Annotated in this window: 14 protein-coding genes; 7 read left to right on the top strand and 7 right to left on the bottom strand. The window is 70.9% G+C overall.

Annotated features, from left to right (window positions below; translation table 11 throughout):
- Positions 1-3: 3 nt before the first annotated feature.
- The gene (locus ACIGJO_RS15940; protein WP_399958011.1) at positions 4-231 is read left to right on the top strand and encodes a hypothetical protein; all 228 of its coding nucleotides are present in this window, start codon (positions 4-6) and stop codon (positions 229-231) included.
- 4 nt (positions 232-235) lie between these two features.
- Here ACIGJO_RS15940 and mscL read toward each other — a convergent pair whose 3' ends face one another.
- The 6 genes from mscL to ACIGJO_RS15910 all read right to left on the bottom strand — a co-directional run bounded on the left by mscL (position 236) and on the right by ACIGJO_RS15910 (position 6,596).
- On the bottom strand, positions 236-742 hold the full coding sequence (gene mscL / locus ACIGJO_RS15935) for a large conductance mechanosensitive channel protein MscL (protein ID WP_399958009.1): 507 nt from the start codon (positions 740-742) through the stop codon (positions 236-238).
- Positions 743-855: 113 nt separating this feature from the next.
- On the bottom strand, positions 856-1,386 hold the full coding sequence (locus tag ACIGJO_RS15930; RefSeq protein WP_399958008.1) for an RcpC/CpaB family pilus assembly protein: 531 nt from the start codon (positions 1,384-1,386) through the stop codon (positions 856-858).
- Positions 1,387-2,065: 679 nt separating this feature from the next.
- Positions 2,066-3,037, bottom strand: coding sequence for an S-methyl-5'-thioadenosine phosphorylase (locus ACIGJO_RS15925; protein WP_399958005.1), 972 nt, complete (start codon positions 3,035-3,037; stop codon positions 2,066-2,068).
- A gap of 85 nt (positions 3,038-3,122) precedes the next feature.
- Positions 3,123-3,473, bottom strand: coding sequence for an FmdB family zinc ribbon protein (locus ACIGJO_RS15920; protein ID WP_399958002.1), 351 nt, complete (start codon positions 3,471-3,473; stop codon positions 3,123-3,125).
- Between the two features lie 66 nt (positions 3,474-3,539).
- Positions 3,540-4,820 carry an MFS transporter gene (locus ACIGJO_RS15915; RefSeq protein ID WP_399957999.1) on the bottom strand — a complete coding sequence of 427 codons (1,281 nt, stop codon included), beginning with the start codon at positions 4,818-4,820 and terminating at the stop codon, positions 3,540-3,542.
- A gap of 318 nt (positions 4,821-5,138) precedes the next feature.
- On the bottom strand, positions 5,139-6,596 hold the full coding sequence (locus ACIGJO_RS15910) for a potassium/proton antiporter (RefSeq protein ID WP_399957996.1): 1,458 nt from the start codon (positions 6,594-6,596) through the stop codon (positions 5,139-5,141).
- Between the two features lie 276 nt (positions 6,597-6,872).
- Between ACIGJO_RS15910 and ACIGJO_RS15905 the strand changes: the two genes are divergently transcribed.
- On the top strand, positions 6,873-9,617 hold the full coding sequence (locus tag ACIGJO_RS15905; protein ID WP_399957993.1) for a penicillin acylase family protein: 2,745 nt from the start codon (positions 6,873-6,875) through the stop codon (positions 9,615-9,617).
- 250 nt (positions 9,618-9,867) lie between these two features.
- Here the strand turns inward: ACIGJO_RS15905 and ACIGJO_RS15900 are convergent, their stop codons facing one another.
- Positions 9,868-10,473: a 5-formyltetrahydrofolate cyclo-ligase gene (locus ACIGJO_RS15900; protein WP_399957990.1), complete on the bottom strand. Its 606-nt coding sequence runs from the start codon at positions 10,471-10,473 to the stop codon at positions 9,868-9,870.
- 94 nt (positions 10,474-10,567) lie between these two features.
- Here ACIGJO_RS15900 and galU point away from each other — a divergent pair, with 94 nt between their 5' ends.
- From galU to ACIGJO_RS15875, 5 genes are all read left to right on the top strand, one after another.
- Positions 10,568-11,470 (top strand): UTP--glucose-1-phosphate uridylyltransferase GalU, encoded by a 903-nt coding sequence (gene galU / locus ACIGJO_RS15895; protein ID WP_399957987.1) that lies wholly within the window; start codon positions 10,568-10,570, stop codon positions 11,468-11,470.
- Between the two features lie 4 nt (positions 11,471-11,474).
- Positions 11,475-12,785, top strand: coding sequence for a gephyrin-like molybdotransferase Glp (gene glp / locus ACIGJO_RS15890; protein ID WP_399957984.1), 1,311 nt, complete (start codon positions 11,475-11,477; stop codon positions 12,783-12,785).
- 125 nt (positions 12,786-12,910) lie between these two features.
- Positions 12,911-13,411 (top strand): cyclic pyranopterin monophosphate synthase MoaC, encoded by a 501-nt coding sequence (gene moaC, locus ACIGJO_RS15885; protein WP_399957981.1) that lies wholly within the window; start codon positions 12,911-12,913, stop codon positions 13,409-13,411.
- Positions 13,408-13,989: a molybdenum cofactor biosynthesis protein B gene (locus ACIGJO_RS15880; RefSeq protein WP_399957978.1), complete on the top strand. Its 582-nt coding sequence runs from the start codon at positions 13,408-13,410 to the stop codon at positions 13,987-13,989. Before moaC ends, ACIGJO_RS15880 begins: the two co-directional genes overlap by 4 nt.
- Positions 13,990-14,006: 17 nt before the next feature.
- Positions 14,007-14,621 (top strand): GNAT family N-acetyltransferase, encoded by a 615-nt coding sequence (locus ACIGJO_RS15875; protein ID WP_399958175.1) that lies wholly within the window; start codon positions 14,007-14,009, stop codon positions 14,619-14,621.
- The last annotated feature ends 73 nt before the right edge of the window (positions 14,622-14,694 follow it).

Raw genomic sequence — 14,694 nt, 5'->3', positions numbered from 1 at the left:
AACATGAGCACCGCCCCCGCCCCCGGACCGCGAGATTCGAAGCCGTCGCAGCAGCACCAGGAGCAGCCGCCGCAGGAACCGAAGCCCAAGCCGGTTCTGATCTTCGACGATCCACTGGACCAGCAGTCCGCGGACGATACGGACCGGGGGTGGGGTGAGCGGCCTCCGGCAGGCGGCAGCGCCGCCGATCTGGCGCGCTTCCTCGACGAGAAGCCGCCCCACCACATCTGAGCCGCTACCGGCCCCGCTCCTGTCCGGGGGCCGTGCCACCGCCGTCGCCCGGCCCGCTGCCGCGCTGCGCGACAAGGGCGTCGCGGATCTCCTTGAGCACCTCCAGCTCGCTCACCTCCAGCGTCTCCTGCACGCCTTCCTTGGCAGCCTGCATCGCTGCCCGCCTGGCGAGGTACTTGGCCATCGGCAGCACCATCAGGAAGTAGACGACCGTGGCGGTGATCAGGAAGCTGAGTGCCGCGCTGAGCACCGAACCCCACAGGATCTCGATGCCGTCCGTCGTGCCCGCCTTCGGGTCCGTGACGCAGGGGGCCTTCAGGCAGTAGCGGTACTTCTCCAGGTCCTGGGTGCCGAACGCACCGACCAGGGGGCTGATGACGCCCTTGACGATCGCGTTCACGATGTTGGTGAAGGCCGCACCGATGACGACAGCGACCGCGAGGTCGATCACATTGCCGCGCATCAGGAAGGCCTTGAAGCTTTCGAGCAGACTGACCTTCTTCTCGCTCACAGGTGAGCCTTCTTTCGCATGTGCCGTAGGAGGAGCAAACTGCTCCGCAACCTAAGGCGGGTGAAGGCAAAACTGTCCAATTCGGTACTTCCCCAGGGTGACTTGGCAGCATGTCAGTACGCATGTGATACCGCCACGGCCAGCCGGCCCGTCATGCCCGCCCCGGCCAGCGCCACCGCCGTCTCCCGCTTCACGGAGAGCAACACCAGCGCGCCGCCGTCGCCCGAACCGGCCCCGCCGCCCGCACCCGTGAACTCCGCGCCCTCCACGGAGGTCCGTGGCACCTTTGCCACCCGTACGTCTCTCGCCACCACCCGCGCATCCCTCTGCGCGTCGTCGGACGCGATCACATCGACCCTGTCGCCCGGCCGCAGCAGACGGACCGTCGCCGCATCCGCGATCCGGACCGGTGCAGACACCAGCCGCACCGACGGCCGCCCGGTCTCCGGAGCCGCACCCGGGGAAGCGGCCCTCCCCTCCTCGCCGCCCAGACCGGAGGCCGCGAGCGCGGCAGCCGTCAGCGCGAGCCCCGCGGCCATCGCCCGCCGCTGCCCGCGCAGCATCCGCCGCAGCCGGTGGACCCCGCCGCCACGCACCCGCAGCGGGGCGAACGGGGGCACCCCGACCGGCGCGGGCGCCGACACCGGCGGCCAGGGCGGCCTGACACCGGCGTCCGGGCGGAAGCGGGAGGGCGGACCGGGGGGAGGACCGGACGGAGAAACGGACCGAGAAACGGGCGGAGAGGCGGGCGGAGAAACAGGCGGGGAGGCGGGCGGAGAAACAGAGGGAGAAAGAGAGGGAGAAACAGGCGGATAAACGGAAGGAGAAACGGGCGGAACGTGAGGAGCGGCAGAAGGAACGGGAGCCGTGGAAGGAGCGGTCGGAAACATGGGCGCCACCTGGAATCGAGTGAGGGGAGCCCGGCCGGACGTCCCGGCCGAACTCCCCTCACGATCCACCGTCAGCCGGAATTCCGCTGAGCCCTGTGGACAACTCCGGCGTTGTGGAAAACTCCGTCACCCGCATTCACCACAACACCCATTCACGCGCACCGCGCACCGCAAGTCGTGCACCGTGCACCGTGCATTGCAAGCCGCGCTCCGCGCCCCCGCGGCGCCGCAGCCGAGCACCCGCAGTACCGCACCCGCGCCCCCGCAGCACCGCCAGCCGCACCGCCACCCGCAGCACCGCCCCCGCGCACCGCCACCCGCAGCGCCGCACCCGCACGGCACCCGCCACCCGCAGCACCGCCTCCGCAGCCCCGCACCCGCCGCCCGCAACACCGCCCCCGCAGCCCCGCACCCGCGCTCAGCGCACCCCGCCCTACGGCAGCTCGATGCCCGTGTCGATCCCGTCCAGGGCGTGGACGCACGCGCAGTTGCGGTGCTCGGTGGCCGGCAGCGCGGTCACCGCGTCGAACAGCACCGAGCGCAGCCGGTCCACGTTGGCCGAGAACACCTTCAGCACATCCGCGTGGGAGACGCCCTCGCCCGCCTCGGCGCCCGCGTCCAGGTCCGTCACGAGGGTCAGTGTGGTGTAGCAGAGCCCCAGTTCGCGGGCGAGCACGGCCTCGGGGTGTCCGGTCATCCCGACCACGGACCAGCCCATCGATGCGTGCCAGCGCGATTCCGCCCGGGTGGAGAAGCGCGGCCCCTCGACGACGACCAGGGTCCCGCCGTCCACCGGCTCCCAGTCGCGTCCGCGCGCCGCCGCCAGCGCGGCCTTGCGGCCCTCGGCGCAGTAGGGGTCCGCGAACCCCAGATGCACGACGTTCGGCACGGCCCCGTCGGCGCGGGTCTCGCCGTCGTAATACGTCTGGGCACGGGCCTTGGTGCGCTCGACCAGCTGGTCCGGGATCAGCAGGGTCCCGGGGCCGAACTCCGGCCGCAGTCCGCCGACCGCGCACGGTCCGAGCACCTGACGCACTCCGACGGAGCGCAGTGCCCAGAGGTTCGCGCGGTAGTTGATGCGGTGCGGCGGCAAGTGGTGGCCGCGCCCGTGGCGGGGCAGGAACGCCACCCGGCGGCCGCCGATCTCACCGAGGAAGACCGAGTCGCTGGGCTGCCCGTACGGGGTGTCCACGCGTACCTCGGTGACGTCCTCCAGGAAGGAGTAGAAGCCCGAGCCGCCGATGACACCGATCTCCGCGCCTCCGGCGGAAGCGCCCGGAGCCGTCGCGGATTCCGCGGCGGTCAGCGACCCCGTACCCGTGCCGGTGCCCACGCCCGTGCCCGTGGCCACGCTCGTGCCACCCGTTCCCGTGCCTGTTCCCGAATGCGCCTCTTCGTTCGCCATGCGGCCACAGTATCGGGGGGAAAACGCCGGGACCCCGCCGAGTCGATCGGCGGGGTCCCGGTGAAGCGTGTGGTCGTACGAGGGCTCAGGCGGCCGACGTACCACTCGACGAAGTCGACGCGGATGACGACGACGAGGAGGAAGAAGAGGACGACGAAGACGAAGCTGTCGACTTCGCGTCCGAACCCGTCGACGACGAGGTGGATGCGGAATCGGACGACTTCGAGCCCGACGACGCCGGTGTGCTGCTCGACGAGGAGCCACGGCTGTCGTTCCGGTAGAAACCGGAACCCTTGAAGACGATGCCGACCGCAGAGAACACCTTCTTGAGGCGTCCGTCGCAGCTCGGGCACACGGTCAGGGCATCATCGGTGAACTTCTGCACCGCCTCGAGGCCCTCGCCGCACTCGGTGCACTGGTACTGATAGGTCGGCACTTGCTCCTCCTGGCACTCTCACTCAATGAGTGCTAACGACGCTCCATACTGACGTATTCCGCTCGATCAGTCCACCGTGACCGGCTCGCGGTGACCGATCCCACGTGCCACAGTGCGTCCCGCGGCCTTCGGAGTCAGCCGGGAACGCAGGGCCAGCAGCGTCACCAGCGCCAGTACGGTCCCCACGAGCGGCACCAGGAAGCCGGTGCTCGCCCCGCGGGCGTCCGCGAGCTGTCCGGCCACGGTCACCGCGGCCGCCTGACCGAGCGCCACCGAGCCCGTCAGCCAGGTGAACGCCTCCGTCCGGGCGGACGCCGGGACCAGGGCGTCGACCAGGGTGTAGCCGCTGATCAGCGCGGGAGCGATGGAGAGGCCGACCAGCAGCCCGAGTCCGGCCAGCAGCGGAACCGAGTGCACGGCCCACAGCCCGGACGCGGTCAGGGTCAGCGCCAGATAGCCGATGATCAGCCGGCGGCGCGGGCTGATCTTCCACACGATGGCACCGCAGGCGATGCCGGCCAGCATGTTGCCGGCCGCGAAGATCCCGTACAGCATGCCGTTCACCCCGGGGCGGCCGATCTCCTCGGCGAACGCGGTCAGGGAGACCTGCATGCCGCCGAATACGGCGCCGATGCCCAGGAAGGTGATCGCGAGCACCCGGACGCCCGGCACGGAGAGCGCGGAGGCGTGCGGTTCGGCGGCGGTGGCGGCGTTCCGGGGCGCGGGCTGCGTGGAGCGCTGGGCGGCGAAGAGCAGTCCGCCGACGAGGGTCAGCGCGGCCTCGGTGATCAGCCCGGCCGCCGGGTGCACGCCGGTGCACAGCGCGGTGGCGAGGACCGGTCCGAGGACGAAGGTGAACTCGTCCGTGACGGACTCGAAGGCGGCGGCGGTGGCCATCAGCGGAGAGGCCGGCCGGCCGGGCGCGGCCCCCAGCTTCGCCGCCCAGCGGGCCCGCACCATCGGCCCGATCTGCGGGATCGAGGCACCGGTGGGCACTGCGGCCAGGAACAGCGCCCACAAGGGCGCGTCCGCCAGCGCGAGCGCCGTGAGCGCGCCCACGGAGACGGCGTGCACCAGAACTCCGGGCAGCAGCACCGCGCGCTGCCCGAAACGGTCGGCGAGCTTGCCGCTCTGCGGGGCGAACAGCGCCATGGACACGCCGGAGACGGCGGCGACGGCGCCCGCGCTGCCGTACGAGCCGGTGGTGTGCTGGACGAGGAGCACGATGCCGATGGTCAGCATCGCGAAGGGCTGCCGTGCGGCGAAGCCCGGGAGGAGGAAGGTCCACGCACCGGGGGTGCGCAGCAGTTGCCCGTATCCGGGGCGGTCGGAGACCGTGGACGCCACGGTCCTTGCCTTTCTGCCGCCTGGTGGCCGCGTCTCCTCGGAGCCCTTGTGAGGCCCGTGCGGAGGCTGCGCCGAGAGCTGTCCTCATTCGCGCGGAACTGCGGTAGATGCCGGGCGCTCGCTGCAAAGGGCGAGGGTGCCACGACCGCCATACGGGTCGCGCCAGCTCTGCATCAGGCAGAGTTGGTCGATCAGATTTCCCTCATATTACAGGCAGGAGTCCACGCCTCCCTGCGATCGCGCGCAGGGTGACCATGACCGCCGGTGACCATGACCGCCGGTGATCACCGACCGCCGGTCATCGGTGGTCACCCGCGATCAGTGGCGCGCTTTCGTGGCGGGTCCGCGGCCCGTCGCCAGCCATCCGGCCAGCTTGCCGCCCTCGCCGACCGCCCGCAGCCGGGCCTCCGTCGCGTCGCGCACCGGATCGGTCGCCACGACCAGCAGTTCGTCGCCGCGCCGCAGCACCGTGGCCGGCGCCGGGACGAAGCTCTTCCCGTCCCGCACGACCAGCGTGACGGCGGCTCCGGCCGGCAGCCGGAGCTCGCCGACCTCCACACCGTGCATCTTGGACCTGGCCGGGATCGCGACCGACAGCAGATGCCCGCGCAGCCGCTCCAGCGGCGCGGACTCGATGCCCAGGTCGGCTGCCTCCGACGGATCGTCGGCGATCTTCAGGGCCTTCGCCAGCCAGGGCAGGGTCGGCCCCTGGATCAGCGTGTAGACGATGACGAGGACGAAGACGATGTTGAAGACCCTGGTGCTGCCCTCGATCCCGGACACCATCGGAATGGTCGCCAGGATGATGGGTACGGCTCCGCGCAGGCCCGCCCAGGACATCAGGGCCTTCTCGCGGTGCGGCAGCCGGAACGGCGCGAGACTCACGAAGACCGACAGCGGCCGGGCCACCACGGTCAGCACCAGCCCCACCACCACCGCGGGCCAGAAGTCGTCGACCAGGTCGTGCGGCGTGACCAGCAGCCCGAGCAGCACGAACATGCCGATCTGGGCCAGCCAGCCGAGCCCGTCGGCGAAGCCGCGGGTGGCGGGCCAGTGCGGCAGCTTGGAGTTGCCGAGCACCATCGCGGCCAGGTAGACGGCCAGGAATCCGCTGCCGTGCGCCATGGCGCCGGCCGCGTACGCCGACACCGCGATGGCCATCACGGCGATCGGGTAGAGACCGGACGCGGGCAGGGCCACGTGCCGCAGCCCGAAGGAGCCGAGCCAGCCCACCGCGAGGCCGATGGCCGCGCCGATCGCCAGCTCCAGGGCTATCTCGCCCACCAGGACGTACCAGTGCTCCACGGGGCCGACCGCGGAGAACGCCACCACCAGGATGACCACCGGGGCGTCGTTGAACCCGGACTCCGCCTCCAGCACACCCGTGATCCGGGAGGGCAGCGGAACCTTGCGCAGGACCGAGAAGACGGCCGCGGCGTCGGTGGACGAGACGACCGCTCCGATGATGAGCGCCTGGCGCCAGTCCAGCCCGACGAGATAGTGCGCCGCGCTCGCGGTGACGCCCACGCTGATGCCCACGCCGACGGTCGACAGCATCGCGGCAGCCGGCAGCGCGGGTTTGACTTCCTTCCACTTCGTACCGAGTCCGCCCTCGGCCAGGATGACGACCAGGGCGGCATAGCCGATCACCTGGGTCAGCTCGGCGTTGTCGAACTTGACGTCGAAGATGCCGTCCTGCCCCAGGGCGATCCCGATGCCGAGGTACAGGAGCAGGCTGGGAAGCCCGCTGCGCGAGGAGATGCGTACCGCCGCCACGGCGACGAGCAGGACCAGTGAGCAGACGAGCAGGAGTTCATTGAGCGCGTGGACAGTCAGGGTCCGTTCCTTCCCTGCGTACGCCTGCCGGATCGGCCTCCGGCGGTCAGTACTTCGTTACCTTACCTAATCTTTAACGTTTTCTTGACGCGTTCGAGTGTTCGTGCGAACACCACGCAAGTGGCGGCATCCCGATACCGCGTCCGAGTGGCTTCGGCGCTGCGCCTATGGTTGCTCCTGCACTCCCAGGACCACCCTGCCCCTCGAAGGACAGCGATGCCCGCCAACACAACCGCCTCTTCCGGCTCTTCCGACGCGAAGAAGCCCGGCAGGAAGAAGGGGCGACGCGCCCGCCTGCTCGTGATCGTCCTGGTGCTGGCGCTTGTCGCGGGTGTCGGGTACGGCGCCTACTGGTCCGTGTCCACCGTGCGGGCCTCGTACCCGCAGACGACCGGATCGATCAGACTCGACGGCCTCGCCGCCGACGTCGACGTCAAACGCGACGCGTACGGAATCCCGCAGATCTACGCGGACTCCGACGCCGACCTGTTCCGCGCCCAGGGCTTCGTCCAGGCGCAGGACCGCTTCTGGGAGATGGACGTCCGCCGCCACATGACGTCCGGCCGGCTCTCCGAGATGTTCGGTTCCGGACAGGTGGAGACCGATGCCTTCCTGCGCACGCTCGGCTGGCGGCAGGTCGCGCAGAAGGAGTACGACAACGTTCTGGACGAGGACACCAAGAAGAACCTCCAGGCGTACGCGGAAGGCGTCAACGCGTACCTGAAGGGCAAGGACGGCCGGGACATCTCCGTCGAGTACGCGGCGCTGGGCCTGACCAACGACTACAAGCCCACGGAGTGGACCCCGGTCGACTCGGTGGCCTGGCTCAAGGCGATGGCCTGGGACCTGCGCGGCAACATGCAGGACGAGATCGACCGTTCGCTGCTGACCAGCAGGCTCGACGGGGACCAGATCAAGGACCTCTACCCGGCCTACCCGTACAAGAAGCACGAGCCGATCGTCGGAGAGGGAGCGGTCTCCTCGGTCACCGGCAAGTTCGACCCGGAGGCCCAGCCCTCGGACGGCGTCGGCGAGGACACCCCGGCGGACGCCGCGGAGGGCCTGAACACCCAGCTCTCCTCGCTCGCCGACACCCTCGACGAGATCCCCGCGCTGCTGGGTCCGAACGGCAACGGCATCGGGTCGAACTCCTGGGTCGTCTCCGGGAAGCACACGACCACCGACAAGCCGCTGCTGGCCAATGACCCGCACCTGGCACCGATGCTGCCCTCGCTCTGGTACCAGATGGGACTGCACTGCCGGGAGATCTCGAAGTCCTGCCAGTACGACACCGCGGGCTACACGTTCTCCGGGATGCCCGGTGTGATCATCGGCCACAACCAGGACATCGCCTGGGGCTTCACCAACCTCGGCGCGGACGTCACCGACCTCTTCCTGGAGAAGGTGTCCGGCGACGGCTACCAGTACGACGGCAAGGTGAAGCCGTTCACCACCCGCGAGGAGACCATCAAGGTCGCGGGAGGCAAGAGCCGGCACATCACGGTGCGGGAGACCAACAACGGGCCGCTCGTCTCCGACCGCAGCCGCGAACTGGAGAAGGTGGGCCAGAAGGCCCCCGTCACCAACGCCGCCCCCGACCGCGCCGGTGGCTACGCGGTCGCGCTGAAGTGGACCGCGCTGGAGCCCGGCAAGTCCATGGACGCCGTCTTCGAGCTCAACCGCGCCAAGGACTTCACGTCCTTCCGGGCGGCGGCCGAGCACTTCGAGGTTCCCTCGCAGAACCTCATCTACGCGGACACCAAGGGCAACATCGGCTACCAGGCACCCGGCCGGATCCCGGTCCGTGTCCAGGGCGACGGCACGCTGCCGACCCCCGGCTGGACCTCGGAGTACGGCTGGAAGAAGGACCCGATCCCGTTCGCCGCGCTGCCCTACGAGTACAACCCGGAGCGCGGCTACATCGTCACCGCGAACCAGGCGGTCATCGACGAGAAGAAGTACCCCCACCTGCTCACCAAGGACTGGGGCTACGGCACCCGCAGCCAGCGGATCAACGACCTCGTCGCGTCGAAGATCAAGGGCGGCGAGAAGATCTCGACCGACGACATGCAGAAGATGCAGATGGACAACAACAGCGAGATCGCCGCGCTGCTGGTGCCCAAGCTGCTGAAGATCAACATCTCCGACAAGAGCGTGCGCGAGGCGCAGAAGCTGCTGGAGGGCTGGGACTACACCCAGGAGCCCGACTCGGCCGCCGCCGCGTACTTCAACGGGGTCTGGCGCAACATCCTCAAGCTGGCCTTCGGCAACAAGCTGCCCAAGGAGCTGCGTGCCGAGGGCGACTGCCTCAACGTCCGCCCGGCCGACAGCACCGGCCCGGTGGACGAGCGGCACAAGCTCGTACGGGAATGCGGTCAGCGCGACCCGGACTCGGCGCAGCCGGACGGCGGCGACCGCTGGTACCAGGTGGTCCGGAACATCGTGGACGACCCGGACAACGAGTGGTGGAAGGTGCCCGCCCGGGGCCGTGACGAGGCGCTCGAAAGCCGCGACGACCTCTTCGCCGCCGCCATGGAGGACGCCCGCTGGGAGCTGACGGCCAAGCTCGGCAAGGACATCAGCACCTGGAGCTGGGGACGGCTGCACCAGCTGACGCTGAGGAACCAGACTCTCGGTACCGAAGGCCCCGGTCTTCTCCAGCGGGCCCTCAACCGGGGTCCCTGGAACATCGGCGGCGGCGAGGCCGCGGTCAACGCCACCGGCTGGAACGCGGCGGGCGGCTACGAGGTCATCTGGGTGCCGTCGATGCGGATGGTCGTCAACGTGGGGGACTGGGACAAGTCCCGCTGGATCAACCTGACCGGCGCCTCCGGCCACGCGTTCAGTGCCCACTACACCGACCAGACCGACAAGTGGGTCGACGGCGAACTGCTCGACTGGTCCTTCGGGACGAACGCGGTCGGCCAGGCCACGGTCGACACACTGACGCTGAAGCCATGACGGTGCGGGCCGGTCCGGCGAGAAGCCGACCGGCCCGCCCGGACACCGGACCGGCCACGGAGCTCACCGCCCCGACGGGTTCACCGCCCCGACGGGTTCACCGTCCCGACGGGTTCACCGTCCCGACGGGTTCACCACCCGGACGGGCTCACCGTCCCGCCGGGTTCACCACCCGGACGGGCTCACCGTCCCGCCGGGTTCACCGCCCCGACGGGCTCACCACCCGGCCGGGCTCACCGCCCCGCCGGGCTCATGGGTTCGGCGGCGGGGTGAAGCGCCGTACTCCGGACGGCGTGACCACGGCATCCACGGGGTGGTCGTGCGGTTCCTGAGGGACCCGCGCGACCACCTCGTCGTCGTACAGCAGCACGACCAGCACCGGATGCGCCCCGGCCGCCGACAGCCTGGCCAGCACCCGGTCGTAGCTCCCGCCGCCCCGGCCCAGCCGCATGCCGTCCGCGTCCACCGCGAGGCCGGGCAGCAGGACCGTATCGGCGTCGAGGACCGCGGCGGGTCCCAGGCGCACCCCGGCGGGTTCCAGCAGCCCGCGTCCGGCGGGTACGAGACGGTCCGCGCCCTCGTACGGCGCCCAGTCCAGGTCGTTGTCCGGCAGGAGCACCGGCAGCAGCACCCGTACGCCCCGCGCGCGCAGCGCGTCCAGCAGCACCCGCGTTCCCGGCTCGCGCCCCACGGACACATAGGCGGCGACCGTGCGGGCCTCGGCCAGTTCGGGGACGCGCAGCGCGGCGGCGGAGAGGAGCCGGGCGGTGCGGCCGGCCTCCTCCGCGCTCAGGAGCCGTCGTGCGGCGAGGTGTTCGCGCCGCAGGGGCGCCTTTCCTGAATTGTCGGTATTCAACGGTTGCTCACGCAGTTCTCGTATGGGCTTATTTAAGGCCAAAGTTAACCGGAGGATCATCTTCTGCCCATCCGCACCCGTTATGGTTCTGCGCATGAATGAGCCGTCCCCCAGGATCAGCAAGGCCGTCATTCCGGCAGCCGGTCTCGGTACGCGTTTCCTGCCGGCCACCAAGGCCACTCCCAAGGAGATGCTGCCGGTCGTCGACAAGCCCGCGATCCAGTATGTCGTCGAGGAGGCCGTGGCCGCGGGCCTGTCCGACGTACTGATGATCACCGGCCGCAACAAGCGTCCTCTGGAGGACCACTTCGACCGCAACTACGAGCTGGAGTCAGCGCTGACGCGCAAGGGGGACGCCGCGCGGCTCTCCAAGGTCCAGGAGTCCAGCGACCTCGCCACCATGCACTATGTGCGGCAGGGCGACCCGCGTGGTCTGGGGCACGCGGTCCTGTGCGCGGCGCCGCACGTCGGCGACCAGCCCTTCGCGGTGCTGCTCGGCGACGACCTGATCGACCCGCGCGACCCGCTGCTGGCGCGGATGGTGGAGATCCAGGAGCGCGAGGGCGGCAGCGTCATCGCGCTGATGGAGGTCGACCCGTCGCAGATCCACCAGTACGGATGCGCGGCCGCGGACGCCACCGTCGAGGGCGACATCGTCCGCATCACCGATCTCGTGGAGAAGCCGGACCCGTCCGAGGCGCCGAGCAATCTGGCGATCATCGGCCGCTATGTCCTGGACCCGGCGATCTTCGACATACTGCGGCACACCCAGCCGGGCCGCGGCGGCGAGATCCAGCTCACCGACGCCCTCCAACTGCTCGCCGCCGACGAGAAGATCGGCGGTCCGGTGCACGGGGTCGTCTTCAAGGGCCGCCGCTATGACACCGGCGACCGCGGCGACTATCTGCGTGCCATTGTCAGACTCGCGTGCGAACGTGAAGATCTGGGCCCGGACTTCCGGGCCTGGCTCCGCAGATACGTCACCGAGGAGATGTAGCACCTTGAGCAGCACGATCTGGTCGGTGGACGAGCACCTGGACGACATCCTCGGCGCAGTGAAGCCCCTCGAACCCATCGAGTTGCAGCTGCCCGACGCCCAGGGCTGCGTCCTCGTCAAGGACGTCGTCGTGGAGATCGCCCTGCCGCCCTTCGACAACAGCTCGATGGACGGCTACGCGGTCCGGGTGGCCGACACCGAGGGTGCGAGCGAGGAGTTCCCCGCCGTCCTCACGGTCATCGGCGATGTCGCGGCGGGCAGCGCCGGACTCGCCGACGGCCGGGCCGTGGGGCCGGGGGAGGCCGCCCGGATCATGACCGGGGCCCCGCTGCCCGAGGGTGCCGACGCGGTCGTCCCGGTCGAGTGGACCGACGGCGGCTCGGGCGAGGGCCCGGCCGCCTCCATGCGTGCCCACAGTGACGCTCCCGAGGGGGCCGGCGGCGAGGTCCGGGTGTACCGGCCGGTCGAGGCCCGCGCCCATGTCAGGGACCGGGGCAGCGATGTCCGGCCGGGCGATCTGGCCCTGAGCGCCGGGTCGATCGTCGGCCCGGCGCAGATCGGGCTGCTCGCGGCGATCGGCTGCTCGACCGTCGTCGTGCGCCCCCGCCCGCGGGTCGTCGTCCTGTCCACCGGCAGCGAACTGGTGCAGCCGGGCGAGACGCTGACGGGCGGGCAGATCTACGACTCGAACAGTTTCGCGCTGACCGCGGCCGCCCGGGACGCCGGAGCCATCGCCTACCGGGTCGGAGCGGTGACCGACGACGCGGAGACCCTGCGGGCCACGATCGAGGACCAGCTGATCCGCGCCGACATCGTGGTCACCACGGGCGGCGTCAGCGTCGGCGCCTACGACGTGGTCAAGGAGGCCCTGTCCTCCGTGGGCGACGAGGACGAGCCGGGCAGCGGCATCGACTTCCGGAAGCTCGCCATGCAGCCGGGCAAGCCCCAGGGCTTCGGCTCCATCGGCCCGGACCACACCCCGCTGCTGGCCCTGCCGGGCAACCCGGTCTCCAGCTATGTCTCCTTCGAGCTGTTCGTGCGGCCCGCGATCCGTGCGCTGATGGGCCTGACGGATGTTCACCGGCCCACCGCCACGGCCACGCTGAAGACCGGCAGGGCCCTCTCCTCCCCGGCCGGCCGGCGCCAGTTCCTGCGCGGGACGTACGACGCGGAGGAGGGCACGGTCACGCCCGTCGGCGGTTCCGGATCGCATCTGATCGCCGCCCTCGCCCAGGCCGACGCGCTGATCGTGCTGCCCGAGGACGTCACCTCCGCCGAGCCCGGCACGGAGACCGAGGTGATCCTGCTCCGCTGACCGCGGGCCGGTGGCGGTACGGTGTCTGCCGCTGTGCCTTCCCGGGGGACACCCCCCGGGCCCCGGGCCCGCACCCCGGTGCGGGCCGCGCGGGCAACCGGCGCCCTACCGCTAGGCGGAGTTAGTTGAGTACGCAGAACAGGCTGACGCACCTCGACGAGGCGGGCGCGGCCCGCATGGTCGACGTTTCGGACAAGGACGTCACCACGCGCGTCGCCCGCGCCGGCGGCCGGGTCCTCGTCTCGCCGCGTGTCATCGAACTGCTCCGCGGCGAGGGAGTCCCCAAGGGCGACGCCCTCGCCACGGCCAGGATCGCCGGGATCATGGGGGCCAAGCGCACCCCGGACCTGATCCCGCTCTGCCATCCGCTCGCGCTCTCCGGCGTGCGGGTCGATCTGGACGTCGCCGATGACGCGGTGGAGATCACGGCCACCGTGCGGACCACGGACCGCACAGGGGTGGAGATGGAGGCGCTGACCGCCGTCTCGGTCGCCGCGCTCACCGTGATCGACATGGTCAAGGCGGTCGACAAGAGCGCGGTGATCACCGACGTACGGGTCGAGGCGAAGTCGGGCGGCAAGTCCGGCGACTACCGGCGCACCGCGCCGGAGGAGGCGGGCGCATGACGGCGCCCGGCACGCCGTCGCGCGGAGCCGCGCCGACGCCCGGTGCGCACGCGGCAAGCGCCCCCTCCGGCTCCGCCCTGCCGACCCCGTACGCCGCCCTTGTCGTGACCGCGTCCAACCGGGCCGCGGCCGGTGTCTACGAGGACAGGGGCGGACCGATCGTCGCCGAGGCGCTCACCGCCCTGGGCTTCGCCGTGGACGGGCCGCAGGTGGTCCCCGACGGCGACCCGGTCGAGGAAGCCCTGCGGGCCGGGGCGGCGGCCGGGTACGACGTGATCATCACCACCGGCGGTACGGGCGTCTCGCCCACCGACCGCACCCCCGAGGCCACCCGCCGCGTCCTCGACCGCGAGATCCCCGGCATCCCCGAGGCGATCCGCGCCGAGGGCCGCGAGAAGGTCCCCACCGCGGCCCTTTCCCGCGGCCTCGCGGGCGTCGCGGGCGGCACCCTGATCGTCAACCTGCCGGGCTCCACCGGCGGGGTGCGCGACGGCCTCACGGTGCTGAGCCGGCTGCTGGTGCACGCCGTCGACCAGCTGCGCGGCGGCGATCACCCCCGACCGGGGAGCCCGAGCTGAACGTGTCGAACTGGCCGGTGGTCCTGGCCGACGGCGGGGTCGTCCTCCGCCCGATCAGACTGCGCGATCAGCGCGAATGGCGTGAGGTCAACCGGCGCAACCGTGAGTGGCTGCGCCCCTGGGAGGCGACCGTCCCACCGCCCGCCCCGGGCGGCCCGGTGGCGCAGCGCCCCACCTACCGGCAGATGGTCCGGCATCTGCGCTCGGAGGCGAACGCGGGCCGGATGCTGCCGTTCGCCATCGAGTACGAGGGCCGGCTCGTCGGCCAGCTCACGGTGGCGGGGATCACCTGGGGCTCGATGTGCTCCGGGCACGTGGGCTACTGGGTCGACCAGAGCGTGGCGGGCCGCGGTGTGATGCCGACGGCCGTCGCACTCGCCGTCGACCACTGTTTCCGCACGGTCGGCCTGCACCGGATCGAGGTGTGCATCCGCCCCGAGAACCGGCCCAGCCGAAGGGTCGTGGAGAAACTCGGATTCCGTTCGGAAGGGGTGCGTCCGCGCTACCTCCACATCGACGGGGCGTGGCGGGACCATCTGATCTTCGCGCTGACCGCCGAGGAAGTGCCTGACGGGATGCTCCGGCGATGGCGTCGGGTGCGGCCGAGGGCTCCGCACAGCCCAAAGGAATGAAATAGGTGTTCGAATTCGGCCGAGGTGTGATGTCGATGTCTCCGCAAACATCATCGGTTGATCTGAACAATCA

The sequence above is a fragment of the Streptomyces sp. NPDC079020 genome (assembly GCF_044542225.1).
Classification (GTDB): domain Bacteria; phylum Actinomycetota; class Actinomycetes; order Streptomycetales; family Streptomycetaceae; genus Streptomyces.
The sequence above is the reverse complement of the archived record's forward strand: the minus strand, read 5'-3'. Positions and strand labels throughout refer to the sequence as shown.